Origin of the sequence: Paraburkholderia fungorum (assembly GCF_046027215.1) — a bacterium.
GTDB lineage: Bacteria > Pseudomonadota > Gammaproteobacteria > Burkholderiales > Burkholderiaceae > Paraburkholderia > Paraburkholderia fungorum_D.
Genome location: NZ_JAQQEN010000001.1, coordinates 450421 through 469018 on the forward strand (window position 1 = coordinate 450421; position 18598 = coordinate 469018).

General features: G+C 63.0%; 14 protein-coding genes. 9 read left to right on the forward strand and 5 right to left on the reverse strand.

The features are described from left to right. Positions 1-80: 80 nt before the first annotated feature. Positions 81-851 (forward strand): enoyl-CoA hydratase, encoded by a 771-nt coding sequence (locus tag PQR27_RS02015; protein WP_408522061.1) that lies wholly within the window; start codon positions 81-83, stop codon positions 849-851. 27 nt (positions 852-878) lie between these two features. Here the strand turns inward: PQR27_RS02015 and fdhD are convergent, their stop codons facing one another. Then, positions 879-1718 carry a formate dehydrogenase accessory sulfurtransferase FdhD gene (gene fdhD / locus PQR27_RS02020; RefSeq protein ID WP_408522062.1) on the reverse strand — a complete coding sequence of 280 codons (840 nt, stop codon included), beginning with the start codon at positions 1716-1718 and terminating at the stop codon, positions 879-881. 159 nt (positions 1719-1877) lie between these two features. Here fdhD and PQR27_RS02025 point away from each other — a divergent pair, with 159 nt between their 5' ends. Both PQR27_RS02025 and PQR27_RS02030 read left to right on the forward strand, forming a co-directional pair. After that, positions 1878-2354 carry a nitrate reductase associated protein gene (locus tag PQR27_RS02025; RefSeq protein ID WP_408522063.1) on the forward strand — a complete coding sequence of 159 codons (477 nt, stop codon included), beginning with the start codon at positions 1878-1880 and terminating at the stop codon, positions 2352-2354. A 159-nt stretch (positions 2355-2513) separates the two neighbouring features. After that, a complete protein-coding gene (locus PQR27_RS02030; protein ID WP_408522064.1) occupies positions 2514-5624 on the forward strand; it encodes a sensor domain-containing protein in 3111 nt (1036 codons plus the stop codon). Between the two features lie 69 nt (positions 5625-5693). On the opposite strand, the gene PQR27_RS02035 is transcribed toward PQR27_RS02030, so the two are convergent. Beyond that, the gene (locus PQR27_RS02035) at positions 5694-6089 is read right to left on the reverse strand and encodes an acyl-CoA thioesterase (RefSeq protein ID WP_408522065.1); all 396 of its coding nucleotides are present in this window, start codon (positions 6087-6089) and stop codon (positions 5694-5696) included. 284 nt (positions 6090-6373) lie between these two features. On the opposite strand from PQR27_RS02035, the gene PQR27_RS02040 reads away from it, so the two are divergent. Beyond that, a complete protein-coding gene (locus PQR27_RS02040; RefSeq protein WP_408525380.1) occupies positions 6374-8263 on the forward strand; it encodes an ABCB family ABC transporter ATP-binding protein/permease in 1890 nt (629 codons plus the stop codon). 69 nt (positions 8264-8332) lie between these two features. On the opposite strand, the gene murU is transcribed toward PQR27_RS02040, so the two are convergent. After that, the gene (gene murU, locus PQR27_RS02045; protein ID WP_408522066.1) at positions 8333-9046 is read right to left on the reverse strand and encodes an N-acetylmuramate alpha-1-phosphate uridylyltransferase MurU; all 714 of its coding nucleotides are present in this window, start codon (positions 9044-9046) and stop codon (positions 8333-8335) included. A gap of 3 nt (positions 9047-9049) precedes the next feature. Beyond that, complete coding sequence (locus tag PQR27_RS02050) at positions 9050-10117, reverse strand: aminoglycoside phosphotransferase family protein (RefSeq protein ID WP_408522067.1); 1068 nt, start codon at positions 10115-10117, stop codon at positions 9050-9052. Between the two features lie 222 nt (positions 10118-10339). On the opposite strand from PQR27_RS02050, the gene lptD reads away from it, so the two are divergent. From lptD to rsmA, 4 genes are all read left to right on the forward strand, one after another. Continuing rightward, complete coding sequence (gene lptD / locus PQR27_RS02055; protein WP_408522068.1) at positions 10340-12697, forward strand: LPS-assembly protein LptD; 2358 nt, start codon at positions 10340-10342, stop codon at positions 12695-12697. A 73-nt stretch (positions 12698-12770) separates the two neighbouring features. Then, positions 12771-14135 (forward strand): peptidylprolyl isomerase, encoded by a 1365-nt coding sequence (locus tag PQR27_RS02060; protein WP_408522069.1) that lies wholly within the window; start codon positions 12771-12773, stop codon positions 14133-14135. A 5-nt stretch (positions 14136-14140) separates the two neighbouring features. Further along, positions 14141-15151, forward strand: a complete 1011-nt coding sequence (pdxA, locus tag PQR27_RS02065) for a 4-hydroxythreonine-4-phosphate dehydrogenase PdxA (RefSeq protein WP_408522070.1) — start codon at positions 14141-14143, stop codon at positions 15149-15151. A gap of 107 nt (positions 15152-15258) precedes the next feature. Then, positions 15259-16125 carry a 16S rRNA (adenine(1518)-N(6)/adenine(1519)-N(6))-dimethyltransferase RsmA gene (rsmA, locus tag PQR27_RS02070; protein WP_408522071.1) on the forward strand — a complete coding sequence of 289 codons (867 nt, stop codon included), beginning with the start codon at positions 15259-15261 and terminating at the stop codon, positions 16123-16125. A gap of 70 nt (positions 16126-16195) precedes the next feature. Here the strand turns inward: rsmA and PQR27_RS02075 are convergent, their stop codons facing one another. Continuing rightward, positions 16196-17131 carry a DMT family transporter gene (locus PQR27_RS02075; protein ID WP_408522072.1) on the reverse strand — a complete coding sequence of 312 codons (936 nt, stop codon included), beginning with the start codon at positions 17129-17131 and terminating at the stop codon, positions 16196-16198. Positions 17132-17485: 354 nt separating this feature from the next. Here PQR27_RS02075 and PQR27_RS02080 point away from each other — a divergent pair, with 354 nt between their 5' ends. Then, entirely contained in the window at positions 17486-18598 is a 1113-nt protein-coding gene (locus PQR27_RS02080; protein WP_408522073.1) for a porin, read from the forward strand.

The following is an 18598-nucleotide window of genomic DNA, read 5'->3' on the forward strand; positions in this document are numbered from 1 at the left end:
GTCTAAAGACCGCAGAAACGGTTCGCAGGCCAGCTGGCTTGCGAACCGTTTTTCCATTCAGCAGCAAGGAGTACGAGGAGATGACAATGGATATTCTGGTCGAGCGCGCCGACGGCGTGCTGACGATTGCCTTCAACCGGCCCGACAGGAAAAACGCGATTACGGCCGCGATGTATCAGACGATGGTCGACACGCTGGTCGAAGCGCAGGGCGACGCGGCCGTGCGCGCGATCCTGATTCGCGGCAGCATCGGCATTTTCAGCGCCGGCAACGATCTCGAAGATTTCATGAAGACGCCCCCGGGCGGCGAACACGCGCCGGTGTTCCAGTTCCTGCGCGCGCTCAGCGCGGCGGAAAAGCCGGTGGTGGCGTCCGTGGCCGGCCCGGCAGTGGGTATCGGCACCACGCTGCTGCTGCATTGCGATCTGGTCTACGCGGGTAACACCGCCAGTTTCTCGCTGCCGTTCACGCAGCTTGGGCTGTGTCCGGAAGCGGCATCGAGTCTGCTGTTGCAGCGCGTGGCCGGCTACCAGGCGGCGGCGGAAAAGCTGCTGCTCGGCGAAGCCTTCGACGCGCAGGAAGCACAGCGCATCGGCTTTGTGAATCGCATTCTGTCGACGGCCGAAGTCGACGCCTTCGCGGCAGCGCAAGCGGCAAAGCTGGCGGCGCTACCGGCTTCGTCGTTGCGGGTGACGAAGAGTTTGATGAAGCGCGCGAGCCAGCAGGAGCTGCAGACGCAGATGAGCGAAGAAGCGCTGCACTTCGGGAAGATGCTGCTCGCGCCGGAAGCGCGCGAGGCGTTCAAGGCGTTCTTCGAGAAGCGCAAACCGGATTTCCGGCAATTCGATTGAGCCTCAGCGCCGGCTCCCGTCGAGCCATCAAGGCTGCGTCGGCTGCAAGGTGTCGTAGTCGACGTAGCTGGTTTCGCGGCAGAAGCTGACGAGCCGCACGCCGGCCTTGCGGGCAATCGCAATGGCCAGCGACGACGGCGCCGAGATCGTGGCGACCATCGGCACATCTACGCGCGCCGCCTTGCGCACCAGTTCATAGCTTGCGCGGCTCGACAGGAATACAAAACCGTCCCGCGTATCCGCGCGGTCGAGCACCAGTTGGCCGATCAGTTTGTCGAGCGCGTTGTGGCGGCCAACGTCTTCGAACGCGTAGCGAATCGCGCCTGCCGCATCGCACCATGCGGCGGCATGCAGACCGCCGGTCAGGCGCGTCAAGGCCTGGTGTTCGGGCAATTCGCGGGCGGCGCGTGCGATCGCGTCTGCCGCCAGCCGCTGCAGAAAGCCCGTGTCCGGCACTCGTTCCGGTTGTAGATCGAGCAGATCGATGCTTTCGATTCCGCACACGCCGCAGCCGGTGCGCCCCGCCAGCGCGCGGCGCTTTTCCTTTAGCGCGACGAAAGCCTGCTGCACCACCTGCAATTGCACTTCAGCATGCGGCAATTCGTCGTCGTCATGCAGTTCGACCTCGATATCGTGGATGTCGCTGCCGCGCGCCACGATGCCTTCTGAAATCGCAAAACCGACCGCGAACGCTTCCAGATCGCGAGGCGTGCACATCATCACCGCATGCGAAATGCCGTTGAAGACGAGCGCCACCGGCCATTCCTGACCGACGTGATCGGTGACGGTTTCGACCGCGGCGCCGCGATGCCGGTGCACCTGGCGCGCCACGGCGCCCGATTGGCCGGCTGTGTCCAGTTCGTCCAAGCTGCTTTACTCCTTTGCGATGCTGCGCGCGTGCGAGCGGCGCAGGGTCTTGGCGGGCCTCTGAAACTGGCCCTGATAGCGCCGCCGTCGCGCGAATAAGGTTCTAAAATACCTCAAGCTGGGCTTGCGCGTTGCCCGTCACCAAAGAGGAATACCGTCATGGGACTCAACGAAGCACCGCTTCTGTTCAACTTCGAAGTCGAGTCTTCGGAGAATTTCACCTTTATTCCGATGTCGGTGCGCTTCAATCTCGACCGTTTCGGATTGCGCATCTCGCTCGAACAATGGCAGTTGCTGCCGCTCGAGGACCGTAAGCTGCTGGCGCGTTTCCCGGTTGAAGAAGACGCGGAAATCGAGCCGAATTTCGATCACGCGCTGTTCGAAATGTTGCGCACCCACGCCAATGTCGAACCGGACTGGTTTACGCCCGAGGAAGCGCCTGTATGGCGCCGTACGGATACCGTGCCGGAAGGGGTTGGACATCAGGCGGGGCTGGCCAGCCTGCCCGCGCCGGGCGTGGCCCAGTGGGCCGAGCTCGAACCGTTCAAGCGCTACGTGCTCGCCAAGTTGTCGCGCAAACCGGAAGGCAATCACGACTTCGTCCCCGCGATGAAGGAATTCGGTCTGGCCAGATAGGCCTTACCAGGCGAATTATTTCGCCGCGCACCCTCAATCTGTTCCGAGCCCTGCCGTTATCCATGGGTTGGCGCGTAAAAAGACTCCAATCGATGCGACCCGACGCACCGAAAGCCACCCGCGCGCCCCCGCCCGCAGAACGATTGACGTTCGGAACCCATGACTCCATTTTTATCGAAGCGGCTGCTGATCAATCTGGCGGTTGTCGCAGCGGCGGTTGGCGCGAACGCGTTTGTCGCCTATACGCAGATTTGCGGCCAACGCGATGCCGACGCGCGCATGCTGCGCTCGACGAGCGTGCGTCAGAATCTCGACGCGTACCATACCGCGCTCGACAGCGGGCTGGCCGCGCTTGGCCGTTTCGAAGCGTCCGGCCAGGCCGCGCCGGTCAGTGCGGCCGGCGCCATGGCGGCGTCGCTTAGTGGTCTGGAGGAGGAACTGCGCAGCGAACTGGTGGGCGAACCGGCGATGCTCGGCACGCTCGCCCGCCTGAGCGCGGATAGCCACGCGCTGCAACACGACATCGACGATGCGCTGCTCAAGAGCGCCAACGCTACGCCGAACGACTCGCGCGCATGGGCGGCGTCCGCCTATACGCATCTCGGACTGGGACTGGATCGCGTGGAAGCCGGTCTGGCGGCGCTGCGCGAACAGGAAAACCAGGCGCTGCAGGCGTCGCTCGCGGCCTCCGCAAGCGAGACCCAGCGCGCCATGCTGCTGCTGATCATGACGATGCTGGCGGGCAGCGGGCTCCTGATCTACACCTTCGGCGCACGCGAAAACAGTGCGCGCGAGAAGCTGCGCACGGTCCGCGCGCTCGGCCGCAACGACGAGCGCTTTCGCGGCCTGTTCGATGACCATCCGGTGCCGATGTATATCTTCGATCGCGACACGCTGCGCTTTCTCGCCGTCAATGCGGCCGCGATCCAGCAATACGGTTACTCGGAAAGCGAATTTCTCGGCATGACGATCCGCGCGATCCGGCCGAATGCGGAAATCCCGCGTCTCGAATCGCATCTGCAGCGCAGCGACGCGGTCCAGCACGGCCGCATCATGGCAGGCGTGTGGCACCACCGGCGCAAGGACGGCTCGACGATCAACGCCGACATTTCCTATCACGCGCTGAATTTCATGGGCCGCGACGCGCTGTTCGTGCTGGCCGACGACGTCACCGAGCAGATCAATACCGAAGCCGAAGCCCAGCGTTCGAACCAGATGCTCGAAACGGTGATGGACAACATCCCGCAGCGCATTTTCTGGAAGGACCAGGACTCGCGCTACCTCGGCTGCAACATGGCGTTCGCACGCGACGCAGGGCTCGCTTACCCGGAACAGGTTGTCGGCAAGAGCGACAGCGACATGCCGTGGCGCGCCTTCGCCGACCTGTTGAACGGACACGACAAAGAGGTGGTGAGCACCGGTGTGCCGAAGATGAACTTCGAGGTGGACATGCTGATCGACAGCGTGCACCGCACCACGGTGACGAGCAAGCTGCCGTTTACCGATAGCGATGGCCGCGTGATCGGCGTGCTCGGGTCATACACCGACATCACCGAGCGCAAGCGCGCCGATCTGGCGTTGCGCCTGCAAAGCCGCGCGCTCGACGCCAGCGTCAACGCGATTCTGATCACCGCGCCGTCGCCGGCCGGCAATCTGATCGAGTACGTGAATCCCGCGTTCAAGCGCATCACCGGCTACGATCCCGCCGAAGTGATCGGCCACGATTGCCGGGTCCTGCAGCGCGACGATCGCGAGCAGGAGGGCGTCGCGCTGATCCGCCAGTCGCTGGCGGCGAACCGTGAAGTCAGCGCGGTGGTGCGCAACTATCGCAAGGACGGCGCGCTGTTCTGGAATCAGCTCTTCATTGCGCCGGTGCCGAACGCGGAGGGCGTCATTACGCACCACATCGGCGTCATCAACGATGTGACCGATCTGATCCGTTATCAGGAGCAGCTCGAATACCAGGCCAACTACGACAGCCTCACACGACTGCCGAATCGCAACCTGCTGCGCGACCGCTTGCAGCACGCTCTGATTATTGCGCAGCGGCATCACAAGGGCGTTGCGGTCGTGTTCATCGACCTGGACGGGTTCAAGAATGTCAATGACAGTCTGGGCCACAGTGTCGGCGACCGCTTGCTGGCCGTGGTCGCCGAGCGGCTCGGCCGCTGTTCGCGCACGAGCGACACGGTCGCGCGGCACGGCGGCGACGAGTTCGTGATCGTGATGACCGATACCGTCGACGAACAGTCGCTGATCGCCTGGATGGAGCGCGTGCGCGCGTCGATTTCCGAGCCGGTGTGGCTCGACGGCACGGAGTTGTACGTCGGCTGCAGCATGGGCGCGAGCCTGTACCCGCAAGACGGCGACGACGCCGAGACACTGATGAAAAAGGCCGACCTTGCGATGTACCGCGCGAAGGACATGGGCCGCAACACCTTCCAGTTCTATCAGCCGGAGATGAATGCGAGCGCGGGCGCACGCCTGAATCTCGAACGGCGTTTGCGCCGTGCGTTGCGCGACAACGAATTCCTCCTGCACTACCAGCCGCAGGTCGATATCGTGACCGGACAGATCGTCGGCACTGAGGCGCTGGTGCGCTGGAGCGACCCGGAAGTCGGGCTGGTGCTGCCGTCGTCGTTTATTCCGGTCGCGGAGGAAAGCGGTTTGATCGGGCCGCTGTCGGAATGGGTGCTGCGTGAGGCGTGCCGGCAGAACAAGGCCTGGCAGGATGAGGGGCTGCCGCCGGCGCGGGTGTCGGTGAACCTCTCCGCGCGGGTGTTCCAGCAGCGCGATATCGCAAAACTGGTGATGCAGGTGCTGGCCGAGACGGGCCTCGAGCCGCGGTATCTCGAACTCGAATTGACCGAGAGCACGATCATGCGCAATGCCGAAGAAGCGGTGTCGATGCTCAACGAACTGCATGCTCTGGGCATCGGTCTCGCCATCGACGATTTCGGCACCGGCTATTCGAGCCTCAGCTATCTGAAGCGCTTCCCGGTGGACCGTTTGAAGATCGACCGCTCGTTCGTGTCGGACATCGGCGTGTCGGGCGACGACGAAACGATCACCTCGGCGATCATCGCACTCGCGCATTCGCTGAAGCTGCAGGTGATTGCCGAAGGCGTGGAGACGTCGGCGCAGCTCGACTTCCTGAAAGAGCGCGCGTGCGACGAGATGCAGGGCTTTTACTTCGCGAGACCGTTGTCGACGGACGCGATTTCCGAGTTGCTGCAAGGCGGGGTGGCGCAGGAAGTGGCGGCGGTCTGAGCGCGCCACACTAAACGAGGCGCTCAGGCGCCTCGATTGCGTTCAGTGGCCCCGCTGCTATCAGTGCTATCAGTCCAGCGCCGGCAGGGCCCGCGGGCGCCGGTCGCTATCGGTTGCGACGTAGGTCAGGGTCGCCTCGGTCACCTTCACCACGTCTTCGGTCAGGCTCATGCGCTGCGCGTAGACCTCGACGGCGACCGTCACCGAGGTGTTGCCGGTCTTGACGATATCCGCGTAAAAGCTCAGCAGATCGCCGACGAACACGGGCTGCTTGAAGACGAACGAATTGACCGCGATGGTCGCCACCCGCCCGTTGGCGCGGCGGCTCGCCGGAATCGAGCCGGCGATATCCACCTGAGCCATGATCCAGCCGCCGAACACGTCGCCGTGAACGTTCGCGTCGGACGGCTGCGGCACGACGCGCAAGGCACAATGTTTTTGCGGGAGTTGGAGAATATCGGTCATCGGGGCACCCTTGAGTAACGTATTGGCTCGGTCGGCTCGACCAGCAGGCGGGGGATCTCACGACAACTACATGACTCGGCAGCACGATCCACGTGCAACCAACGGCCGGACGGCCCATGAAAAGCGGCGCCAGCCGGCTTCTGCGACAATAGAAAGATCAGGAATTGTACGGGAAAGCGCCCAGCCGGGTCGCGCGACGAAAACCAGTGAGCCGGGTTGGCTCGCTGCCGCTCGGGCGCGCCGCTGCGAACTCCGTCGCTTCCACACTCTCCCCAGCCGATTCCATGCGCCGCACGCCCTCATCCGAACCCTCGCCGATCTCCACCCAGCCGCGCAACGACTGGCAAACGATCCTGTCACTGCTGCCTTACCTCGCCACCTACAAATGGCGTGTCGGTTTCGCCCTGAGCTGTCTGATCGGCGCAAAGGTCGCCAATCTGGGCGTGCCGATCGTGATGAAGCGGATCGTCGACGGTCTCGCCTCGGTGCAGCATCTGACCGCGCTCGGCCGCGCGCACGACGCGCCCGGCATCATCCTGCTGGGTGGTGTCGGCTTGCTGGTGGTCGCGTATGCCGTGGTGCGGCTGTCCACGTCGCTCTTCACCGAGCTGCGCGAGATCCTGTTTTCAAAGGTAACCGAGAGCGCGGTGCGGCAACTCGCGCTGAAGGTGTTCCGCCATTTGCACGCGCTGTCGTTGCGGTTTCATCTCGACCGGCAGACGGGCGGCATGTCGCGCGATATCGAACGCGGCACGCGCGGCATCACTCAACTCATTTCGTATTCGCTCTATAGCATCCTGCCTACGCTCGTCGAAGTCGGTCTCGTGCTCGGATTTTTTGTCGTCAAATACGAGGCGTATTACGCGGTCGTCACGTTCATCGCGCTCGCCGTCTACATTGCCTTCACGGTGAAAGTCACCGAGTGGCGCACGCATTTTCGCCGCACGATGAACGATCTCGATTCGCGGGCGAATTCGCGCGCGATCGATTCGCTGCTGAACTACGAAACCGTGAAGTACTTCGGCAACGAAGAGTGGGAAGCGCAGCGCTACGACGAAAATCTCAAGCGCTATCGCACGGCGGCGATCAAGTCGCAACGCTCGCTGTCGGCATTGAACTTCGGGCAGCAGGCGATCATCGGCACGGGGCTCGTGTTCATTCTGTGGCGTGCGACTCAAGGCGTGATGGCGGGGCGCCTCACTCTAGGCGATCTGGTGCTGATCAATACCTTCATGTTGCAGCTCTACATTCCGCTGAATTTTCTCGGCGTGGTGTATCGGGAGTTGAAGCAGAGTCTCACCGACATGGACCGCATGTTCACCCTGCTCGGCGCCGCGCAGGAAGTGCCCGATGTGCCGGACGCGCCCGCGTTGCAGGTGAGCGGCGCGCAGGTGCGCTTCGAGCGTGTGAACTTCGCATATGAACCGGCGCGGCAGATTCTGCACGACGTGAGTTTTAATATTCCGGCCGGCACGACGACCGCGGTGGTGGGCCACAGCGGTTCAGGCAAGTCGACGCTCGCGCGGCTGATGTTCCGCTTCTACGATCTCGATCGCGGCAGCGGCGGCGCGATCACCATCGACGGTCAGGATATTCGCGACGTCACGCAGGATTCGCTGCGTGCGTCGATCGGCATCGTGCCGCAGGACACAGTGCTGTTCAACGACTCGATCTACTACAACATTGCCTACGGCCGTCCCTCGGCGACGCGCGACGAAGTGATCGCGGCGGCGCGCGCAGCGCATATTCACGAGTTCATCGAAGGTTTGCCGAAGGGGTACGACACGCCTGTCGGCGAACGTGGCCTGAAATTGTCCGGCGGCGAAAAACAACGCGTCGCGATTGCGCGAACGATTCTTAAGAACCCGCCGATCCTGCTATTCGACGAGGCCACTTCCGCGCTCGATTCGCGCTCGGAGCGCGCCATCCAGCACGAACTCGATCAGATTGCACGGGAGCGCACGACGCTGATCATCGCGCACCGGCTTTCGACCGTGGTGCACGCTCAACAGATCATCGTGATGGACAAGGGGCGAATCGTCGAGCGCGGTACGCACGCCGAATTGCTCAGCGCGAACGGACTGTTCGCGCAGATGTGGGCTTTGCAGCAGCAACGCGCGGCAGAGGCGCCGGAAGCGCCCGAAACGGTTGGTGCGGGGGATAACGAGCGGTGAACCGGTAACCGCGGCTAAGCGGGGAAACGTAAAGCGCCGGGCGATGATGAACGTCCGGCGTTTTTTTGCTTAGCGCGCGTTCAGACGTTGATCCAACGCCTGCAATTGTGCAGGCGTGCCGACGTTCTCCCACACGCCGTCATACAACTCGCCACTCGCAAGGCCGCGCGCAATCGTGTCGCGATAGTAGGGCGTGAGCGCACGGCGCGTGCCGCGCGGCAGATCGCGAAACATGCGGGTGTCGTACAGCCCGATATTGCCGAACGTCAGGCACGGCTGCGCCTCGAGCGAGAGCACGCCGTCGACCAGACCGAAGTCGCCGTTCGGATGGAACGCCGGATTCGGCACCATCACCAGATGCATGCCCGGTTCGGGCGACCGCGAGAGCGCGTCGGCGGGAGCGGCCAACGCGGCGTAATCGAAATCGGCATAGACGTCACCGCTGACGGCGACGAACACTTCGCTCGCGCCGTGATCTTCCAGCAGCGGCAGCGCCTGCACGATCCCGCCCGCGGTTTCGAGCGCTTCCTGTTCGGCCGAGTAGCGCAACTGCACGCCCCAGCGCGAACCGTCGCCGAGTGCGGCTTCGATCCGTTCGCCGAGCCATGCGTGATTGATCACGATAGTCTGAAAACCGGCTCGCGCGAGCCGTTCGATCTGCCACACGATCAGCGGCTTGCCGGCGGCTTCGAGTAAGGGCTTCGGACATGTGTCAGTCAGCGGACGCATGCGTTCGCCGCGGCCCGCGGCGAAAATCATCGCTTTCTTCAGGGTGTTCGTCATCGGTCAGAACGTATAGCCGACTTCATTCGCGCGCCCTTCGAGCTCGTCGAGCAGCTTCGCGAACGGACGCAGCGGTGCGTACCGTTCGGCGACCTTGCGTGCGTAGCCGATGAAACGCGGCAGATCCGCCATGTAGTGCGGTTTGCCGTCGCGGTAATGGATCCGGCAGAACAGGCCCAGCACCTTGATGTGCCGTTGCAGGCCCATCCATTCGAGCTGCCGATAGAACTCGCCGAAGTCCGGATCGACCGGCAACCCGGCTTTTTTCGCGCGCTCCCAGTAGTAGACGAAGCAATCCAGTTCGAATTCTTCGTCCCAACTGAGGAAGGCGTCGCGCAACAACGACGCGGCGTCGTAAGTAATCGGACCGTAGACCGCGTCCTGGAAGTCGAGCACGCCGGGATTGGGCGTGGCGATCATCAGATTGCGCGGCATGAAATCGCGCAGCATGAACACCTGCGGCTGCGCGCGGGCGCTCGCGATCAGCAGCGCAAAGGTGCGATCGAGCAGCCCGCGGGTCCGTTCGTCGACCTCACGGCCCAGATGCCGGCCGATGAACCATTCCGGCATCAATTCCATTTCGCGGCGCAGGAAGGCTTCGTCGAACGGTGGCAACACGTTTTCACGCGAAGCGAGCTGCCAGCGGATCAGTGCATCGAGCGCGTCGCGCATCAGCGTGCGGGCCTCACGCGGATCGGCATTTTTGAGCGCGCCGAGGTACGCGGCGCTGCCGAGATCAGTGACGAGCATGAAACCGGCGTCGAAGTCGGCCTCCAGCACGCGCGGCACATGCACGCCGGCGGCGCCGAGCAGCTGGGCAACCTGCACAAATTCGCGGCACTTTTCCGGCGGTGGCGCATCGACGGCGATCACCGTGCCGATACTGTCGCCTTCCGCCGCCTTGCCGGCGAGCCGGAAATAACGGCGAAAACTGGCGTCGGATGAAGCCGGTGCTAGCGTGTCGAGCTCCAGCGCATAGCGCTGTGCATGGCCGTTCAGCCAGGCTGTGAGCAGTTCGAGGCGGCTGTCGGTGGAATCTTGGGTGGAGTCTTGGGATGAGGGCAGCGTCATGAAAACCGGCGGCAAATTCAGGGGGGCAACGTCTTGCCATATAATACCCCACGACTTTTTTGACGCGACTCACGCCAGCTTTTGCGTGTTCCGCTTTACCGCCCGCCTCACTGTTCGACAGATTGTAAATATTGATGTACAGCCGACTGTCACGGTCGGGATGTGCAGGCGGTGGATCGTGACTGCAGAAGCTGACGGACGGGCCGATTCGCCAAACGATACATGCCGCCTAGACAGCTTTCCCAAACGACTCCCTCTTGTGACGGCGTGCCGCGCAAAAGGCGGCTCGTCGCGGCGTTGATCGCCGTTCCGGGCCTGATGCCCGCGCTTTCGCACGCCCAGTTGGTGGGGGAAGCCGCGCAGCCGCAGCCGATCGACGCGCCCTGGGGCATGCAGCTCGCCCCGCAGCTCGAAGAACATCCGTTGCAGCCGGGCCAGAAGCCGGCCACGTTCGTGCTCGGCGACACCACCAGCGGCACCACCGATCAGGACATGGCGGCCAAAGGTTCGGCCGAGGTGCGCCGCAATACGGTCGTGATCAAGGCCGACGCGCTGCACTACGATCAGGACACGGACATGGCCGACGCATACGGCCAGGTCCACGTCGTCAATAACGGCAATACTTTCGTCGGGCCAGAAGCGCACGTGCGGGTGGATTCGAGCGAAGGCTTCATGACCGCGCCGAAATACCACTTCAACCTGACGGGCGGCTCGGGCAGCGCGGAGCGTGTCGATCTGCTCGACAACGAGCGCTCGGTTTTCACGAAGGGCACGTACACGGCCTGTGAATGCGCGGACGACCCAGCCTGGTATATCAAAGGCAGCGAGTTCGATTTCGACACCGGCGCGGACGAAGGTGTCGCGTACAACGGCGTGCTGTTCTTTCAGGGCGTGCCGGTGTTCGCTTCCCCGTGGCTGTCGTTCCCGCTGTCCGGCGAACGGCGTAGCGGCGTGCTGCCGCCCACGTTCTCGCTCAGTTCGTCGAATGGCTTCGAACTGTCCGTACCGTATTACTTCAACCTTGCGCCGAATCGCGATCTGACGGTCACACCGCGTCTGATCTCGAAGCGTGGTGTGCAGCTGCAGTCGACCTTCCGCTACCTGTCGCCAACTTATTCCGGCTCGATTACCGGCGAGTTCCTGCCGGACGACCGCCTGACGAAGACCAACCGCTACGCGCTGTACATCCAGCACAACCAGAACTTCGGTGACGGGTTCGGCGGCTACATCTACTACAACAAGGTTTCGGACAATACCTATCCGGAAGACCTGTCGTCGTCAGTCAGCCAGTTCATGAACGGCACCCAGCTCCTGTATCAACAGGAAGCCGGGTTGACCTATAACAACGGGCCGTGGTCGGTGCTGGCGCGCGAGCAGCACTGGCAAACGCTGACGCCATCGGTGGCGCCGTACGGCCGCGAACCGCAGTTGAACGTGAAGTACGCGAAGTACAACGTCGGCGGTTTCGACTACGGCGCGGAAGCGGACTATACGAATTTCCGCATCACCACCGCGGACACGACCCAAGGGCAGCGGGTGATGTTCAACCCGTACCTGTCGTACTCGGTGGTTGGGCCGGGTTACTTCGTGACGCCGAAGGTGCAGTGGCACTTCGCGTCGTACGACCTGAACAATATCGCCACGCCCGGCACGCCGAAGAATTTCACCGAATCGATCCCGACGCTGAGCTTCGATACGGGGCTGATTTTCGACCGTTCGGTGCGCATCTTCGGCCAGGATTACATCCAGACGCTGGAGCCGCGGCTTTACTACGTCTACACGCCGTACCGTAATCAGAACAACGCGCCGCTGTTCGATACGGCCGATTCCGACTTCGGGCTGGCGGAAATCTTCACGCCGAACACCTTCGTCGGCAACGACCGGATCGCCGACGCGAACCGTTTGACCGCAGCCATCACCACGCGCTTCATCAACCCGGCCACGGGCGACGAACGCGCGCGTTTCGTGATCGCGCAGCAGTATTACTTCCAGGATCAGCGCGTCACGCTGCTGCCTACGCAGACCAGCACGCAAGCCACACATTCGGACCTGATCGTGGGTGCGTCACTCAAGCTTGGGGCCGGTTTCGCTTCGGAAACGGCGTTCCAATATAATGCCGACAACAACCAGTTGGTCAAGACGAGCGTCGGCTTCGGGTTCAGCCCCGGCACCGGCAGGGTGATCAACGTCGCGTATCGCTACACCCGCGCGAACACCACGCTGGATAACCAGCCGATCAACCAGGTGCTGGTCTCCGGGCAATGGCCGTTGTCACACCGCGTGTTCGGGGTGGCCCGTTTCAATTACGACCTGGGCGGGCATCGGATTGTCGACGGCCTTGTCGGCCTGCAATACGATGCCGACTGCTGGACGCTCGGCGCTGGGGTCCAGCGCTATGCGAACGGTCTGAACACATCGGGGCAGAATCAGTCGAGCACGCGGTTTCTCGCGCAGTTGACGTTCAAGGGCTTGTCGAGCGTCGACAACGGGCTGATTTCCGCATTCCGCACCAGCGTGCAAGGCTACACACCGTTGCCGCCGCCGCCGCCGCCGGAAGCGCGTTTCACCAATTACGAATGACGCTTGCCCGATAGCGATCATTCAAAAAATGCGAAAAGACGGGCCAGGCGCGCCCGACATCATTGGAGTATCTGTGGCAATCATGAAAAAGCTTCGCTTGGCAACGCTTGCGGCCGGTCTCGCCGCCGCGGCGTCTTTCCTGTCGGTTGCGCCGGTTCAGGCGCAGGCGCTCTCCAGCAATGGCGGCCAGACGGTCGACACCATTGCCGCAGTGGTCAACAACGGTGTCATTACGCGGCGCGAGCTCGACGAGCGCATGGGCCTGATCACCCGCCGGCTGAACCAGCAGAACGCGCCGATCCCGCCAATGGACCAGCTGCGCCAGCAGGTGCTCAACCAGATGGTGCTGGAGCGCATCCAGTTGCAGAAGGCGAAGGAAGATAACATCAGCATCGACGACGCCGCCGTGCAAAAAACGCTCGAACGTCTCGCGCAGGCGAATAACCTGACGCTCGAGATGTACCGCGCGCGCATCGAGGCGCAAGGCGTGCCCTGGACCACTTTCATGAGCGACGCGCGTACCGAGCTCACGCTCTCGCGCCTGCGCGAGAAAGAAGTAGATAGCAAGGTCACGGTGTCGGATGCCGAGGTCGCGAACTATATCGCCAGTCAGCGCGGCCCGAACGCCGGTCTGACGAGCGATCTGCATGTGCAGCACATCTTCGTGAAGGCGCCGCTGAACGCGTCGGAAACCGACATCGAAGCCGCGCAGCAAAAGGCCCAGGCCTTGCTGAACGAGGCCAAGGGCGGCGCTAACTTCGAAAAGCTCGCGAAGTCCAATTCGCAGGCTCCGGACGCGTCGAAAGGCGGCGATTTCGGTTTCGTGTCGCCGACCAAGCTGCCGCCGGAATTCGTCAAGGCGATCTCGACGCTGCGTCCGGGCGAGGTGAATCCGGATCTGATCCGCACCAGTGACGGGTTCGAAATCGTGCGCCTCGTCGAGCGTCGCTCGGGTCAGGGCACCACCTCCGCAGACTCGACGAAGCTCGTGCAGACGCATGTTCGCCACATCCTGCTGCGTGTTGGCGACGGTATGTCCGAGCCGCAAGCGCGTCAGAAACTGCTCGAAATCAAGAACGAGATCGCTGCGGGCGGCGACTTCGCCAAGTTCGCTCACACGTATTCGCAAGACGGTTCGTCGTCGCAAGGTGGCGACCTGGGCTGGATCAGCCCGGGCGAGACGGTGCCGGAATTCGAGCGCGCAATGAACAGTCTGCAGGACAATCAGATCAGCGACCCGGTGCGCAGCGAATACGGCTATCACCTGATCCAGGTGCTCGGCCGCCGCGAATCGGAAGGCTCGGTATCGCAGCAGATGGATCTGGCGCGTCAGGCGATCGGTCAGCGCAAGGCGGAACAGGCCTACGCCGACTGGCTGCGTGAATTGCGCGATACTGCCTACGTCGAAGTGAAACCGGTCCAGGCAAGCCTGCAATAAACATCATGACAACCGCCGCGCAGTCCACCCGCCTTCCGTTGCAGATCGCGATCACGACCGGCGAACCTGCCGGCGTCGGTCCTGAACTGACCGCGCAGGCGCTGGCCGGTGCGGCGGCGCATTGGCCCAGTGCGCAGTTCACCGTGCTGGGCGATGCGGATCTTCTCGCCCAACGTGCGCGCGCGGTGAGCGTCGATTGGGCCGCGTTGCTGGCTGACGGCAAGCGCGTGCGAGTACAGCATCGGCCGCTGGGCGCAGCGTCGCTGGCGGGTAAGCTCGACGCGGCCAACGGCCGTTATGTGCTCGAATTGCTCGACAGCGCGATCGACGGCGCAATGGGCGGCACGTACGACGCAATCGTCACCGCGCCGCTGCAAAAGAGCACGATCAATGACGCCGGTGTGCCATTCACCGGTCACACGGAATACCTGGCCGAACGCACGCATACGCCGCGCGTGGTGATGATGCTGGCCGGGACCGGCAAGCGTCCTTTACGGGTCGCGCTCGCCACCACGCATCTGCCGCTGAAAGACGTCTCGGCGGCGCTTTCGGTCGAAGGCATCGTCGAAACCTTGCGTATCGTCGATCACGATCTGCGTCACCATTTTGGTTTGCCCGCGCCGCGCATTCTCGTGACGGGTCTGAATCCGCATGCGGGCGAAAACGGTTATCTGGGCCGCGAGGAAATCGACGTGATCGCGCCGGCCCTGAAGCTCGCGAACGATCGCGGCATCGACGCGCGCGGCCCCTATCCGGCCGACACGCTATTCCAGCCGCGCTATCTGAACGAAGCCGATTGCGTGCTGGCGATGTTCCACGATCAAGGCCTGCCGGTGCTGAAATATGCGACTTTCGGCGAAGGCATTAACATCACACTTGGCTTGCCGATCATCCGCACGTCGGTCGATCATGGCACCGCGCTCGATCTGGCCGGCACCGGCCGCGCCGACGCGGGCAGTCTGATCGCCGCGATCGATACGGCAGTGTCGATGGCGCAGCACCGCCGGGCGGGCTGATTTGCGGCTTGTAATGCGGCTCCGTACGCGTTTCCCGCGGTCGCGGTTGGTTCACGCGGTCCGCCTGTTCCGTTTCTTAAGCAGTTCTCTCTCATAGCGTTTCTTCGATGTCCACCAGCAGACAGCAACAGGGCCGGCACCAGGGTCATATCGCGCGCAAGCGTTTCGGACAGAATTTTCTGGTCGATATGGGCGTGATCGATTCGATCGTCGACGTGATCCGACCGCAGCGCGGCGAGCGCATGGTCGAGATCGGGCCGGGCCTTGGCGCACTCACCGAGCCGCTGATCGAGCGTCTGGCGACGCCTGAGGCGCCGTTGCACGCCGTCGAGCTGGATCGCGATCTAATCGGGCGTCTCAAGACGAAATTCGGCGGCCTGCTCGAACTGCATGCGGGCGATGCGCTTGCATTCGATTTCGGCACGCTCGCCGCGCCGGGCGAGAAGGCGTCGCTGCGGATTGTCGGCAACCTGCCGTACAACATTTCCAGTCCGCTGCTGTTTCACCTCACGTCGTTCGCACATCGCGTGATCGACCAGCATTTCATGCTGCAAAACGAAGTGGTGGAACGGATGGTGGCGGAGCCGGGCACCAAGGCGTTCAGCCGGCTGTCGGTGATGCTGCAATACCGTTACGTGATCGACAAGCAACTCGACGTGCCGCCCGAAGCGTTCCAGCCGCCGCCGAAGGTCGATTCGGCCATCGTGCGGATGATCCCGTACGAACTGCACGAGCTGCCCGTGGTGGACGAGCGCGTGCTCGGCGAAGTGGTGACGGCGGCATTCTCGCAACGTCGCAAGATGCTGCGCAATACGCTGGCCGCATTCCGCGACACGGTGGATTTCGAGGCACTCGGCTTCGACCTGCAACGCCGCGCCGAAGACGTGCCGGTGATCGAATACGTGCGGGTGGCGCAGGTGGTGGCGGCGTCGCCGTCGCGTGGCGCGGCAGCGGCGGAATCCGACGAAGCCTGAGGTCAGCGGCACAGCCTTGAAGGAAGCGCGCTTCCGTCAAGAACTGTGTCTGCGTACCTGAACACCGATCCTAAGCAGCTGCCCGCTTCGCAGGCGCGTTGACCAGTGCGATGCCGGCCAGCACCAGTGCCGCGGCCATCAGGAAGCGCAGGCTGAACGATTCGCCGAGCAGCAATACGCCGAAGGTCACGCCGAACAAAGGCGTCAGGAACGAGAATACCGAGAGGCGCGACGCGATATAACGCGTGAGCAGCCAGAACCACGTCAGATAGCTGATGAACGCCACAATCACCGCTTGATAACCAAGGCTGATCACCGCCAGCGGCGTGACGTTCTCCACCCGTGCCTGGCCGAGTGCCAGCGCGAGCGCGAGCAATATCACCGCCGATACCGTCAATTGATAGAACAGCGTCTTGCTGGCGCTCGAATGAGCCAGCCGGCTCGCGCGCACCACCACGGTGGTCGCGGCCCACGCAATGCCGGCCAGCACGCCGAGAGCGTCGCCGGCCACGCCGGTTAGCATCGAGCTCTGCGCCGCGTGACCGTGCAGGAAGCCGTCCGCGAAAGCCAGCGCGATGCCCGCGAACGCCACGAAGATGCCCAGCCACTGGGTGCGCCGCATCCGCTCGCCATCGACAAACCAGTGCAGCCCGAGCGCCGTGAAGCATGGCGCCGTGTACAGAAACACCGCCATCCGCGAGGCGCTGGTCAGCGTCAGGCCGAGGAAAATACACACGAATTCGCCGGCGAATAGCACGCCCGCGAGCAAACCCGCGCCTAGCGTGCCATCGTCGCGAAACAGCGGCGTGCCTCGCGAACGCGCCCAGCCCCAGACCAGCAAGGCGGCGATGGCGGAGCGCAAGCCGGCCTGGAAAACGGGTGGCAGCGACGCATTGGTGCTCTTGATCGCGACTTGCTGGAGTCCCCAGATCGCGCACAACCCGATCATCAGCAGGACGGCGAAGCTATCGGGCGCGCGGCGCGCGGGCAGGGCGGTGGTGCTCATGGGCAATAGTGGCGAGAACGAAGGGGCGGGGGGCCGGGCTGACGGACGGCATACGATATCAAAACCCTCAGCACTGTAACGCGATGACCCCTCCGCCTACGCGTGCTTCTTACAGACTGCAAGTGTTTCGCTGACTTACAACACCCGTGCAGTCTGTTTTTCTTACTCCTCCTGTTTCGCGATAAGGTTCACCCCACGCGCCTTTCGTCAGCTCATTCGGATGCGCTGCATCGGCTGCTGCGTCGCTGCGGCCGCCGTCATGCGCCACGAACAAGGACGTGGCCGATGCGTGCCCGAACCGCCCAGGCAAACGAACCACATCCGCGACAAGCGAAACCTGTACGAGGAGACGACATGAGGAATGTAACCAGGTGGGCGGCGGCAGTCGTGCCCGCAGCACTGGTGTGTCAGATGGCGCACGCTCAGTCCAGCGTGACGCTTTATGGCGTAGTCGATGAAAGCGTGCGGTATCTGACCCACGCGAACAAAGCAGGCGATTCTTCGCTTGGGCTCGGCAACGGCGGTACGACAGAGAGCCGCTGGGGCCTGAAGGGCGTCGAGGATCTGGGCGGCGGTTGGTCCACCTTCTTCAAGCTCGAAAACCGCTTTTACATCAATAGCGGACAAAGCGATCCCAACATGCCGTTCTTCAACGAAGCGCAAGTGGGTGTGCGCTCGAATTCTTATGGCCAGGTGATTTTCGGCCGTCAGTACAACGTGATGATCGAAGGCGTCACGATCGCCGGTTACGGCAGCAACCCGTGGATTCCATACGATTTCAGCTTCCAGCCGGAAGTCACCATGACCGGCGGCATCTGGACCAGCAACCAGGTGCAGTATCAGGCGAAATTCGACGGTTTCTTTTTCGCCGCGGGTTACGCGTTCGGCGGCAATGCGGGCAATTCGTACGGCAGCCAGATCGGTGCGACGGCTGCGTATGCGCCACCGGGTGGTCCGTTCACGCTGGGCGCCGCTTACGAAGAGTCGAAAGACTCGGTCAACGGCGCGGCGGAGAAGGCGTGGACTTTTGGCGGCTCGTATACGTGGGACAAGACGCGCTTCGCGGTGGGCTACATCGTCAATCAGAACGACCGCGGTTTTTCGAATTTCTTCAACGGTCCGTTCACTGCGCCCGCGCTGGCCGCCCTCAAGTACACGGACTTTTCGCGGCGTAGCATGATCATGGGAGGCATTACGCAGCAGGTCGGCAACGCGTGGCACTTCGCAGCGAACGTCTGGCGCACGCTGCAGGACGGCAAGACCGCCGCCCAGGACGGCTCGGCGTGGCAGTACCAGCTGATGGCCGACTACAACCTGTCAAAGCGCACGGACATCTATCTGGAAGGCGACTACGGGTTGTATCGCGGGGACCTGATCGGCGCGCAACTGCAGGGCGTCAACGGCGTGGGGCTCGCCCAGAAAGGATCACAGATCGGCTTGATGGCCGGCTTACGGCACCAGTTCTGA

What these genes read in the sequence shown, in the direction of transcription:
- PQR27_RS02025 (WP_408522063.1), top strand. Translation starts at nt 1,878, where the DNA reads ATGGGACTCAACGAAGCACCGCTTCTGTTCAACTTCGAAGTCGAGTCT.
- lptD (WP_408522068.1), top strand. Translation starts at nt 10,340, where the DNA reads ATGCCGCCTAGACAGCTTTCCCAAACGACTCCCTCTTGTGACGGCGTG.
- PQR27_RS02075 (WP_408522072.1), bottom strand. Translation starts at nt 17,131, where the DNA reads ATGAGCACCACCGCCCTGCCCGCGCGCCGCGCGCCCGATAGCTTCGCC.
- PQR27_RS02030 (WP_408522064.1), top strand. Translation starts at nt 2,514, where the DNA reads ATGACTCCATTTTTATCGAAGCGGCTGCTGATCAATCTGGCGGTTGTC.
- PQR27_RS02015 (WP_408522061.1), top strand. Translation starts at nt 81, where the DNA reads ATGACAATGGATATTCTGGTCGAGCGCGCCGACGGCGTGCTGACGATT.
- rsmA (WP_408522071.1), top strand. Translation starts at nt 15,259, where the DNA reads ATGTCCACCAGCAGACAGCAACAGGGCCGGCACCAGGGTCATATCGCG.
- PQR27_RS02040 (WP_408525380.1), top strand. Translation starts at nt 6,374, where the DNA reads ATGCGCCGCACGCCCTCATCCGAACCCTCGCCGATCTCCACCCAGCCG.
- PQR27_RS02035 (WP_408522065.1), bottom strand. Translation starts at nt 6,089, where the DNA reads ATGACCGATATTCTCCAACTCCCGCAAAAACATTGTGCCTTGCGCGTC.
- murU (WP_408522066.1), bottom strand. Translation starts at nt 9,046, where the DNA reads ATGACGAACACCCTGAAGAAAGCGATGATTTTCGCCGCGGGCCGCGGC.
- PQR27_RS02080 (WP_408522073.1), top strand. Translation starts at nt 17,486, where the DNA reads ATGAGGAATGTAACCAGGTGGGCGGCGGCAGTCGTGCCCGCAGCACTG.
- pdxA (WP_408522070.1), top strand. Translation starts at nt 14,141, where the DNA reads ATGACAACCGCCGCGCAGTCCACCCGCCTTCCGTTGCAGATCGCGATC.
- PQR27_RS02050 (WP_408522067.1), bottom strand. Translation starts at nt 10,117, where the DNA reads ATGACGCTGCCCTCATCCCAAGACTCCACCCAAGATTCCACCGACAGC.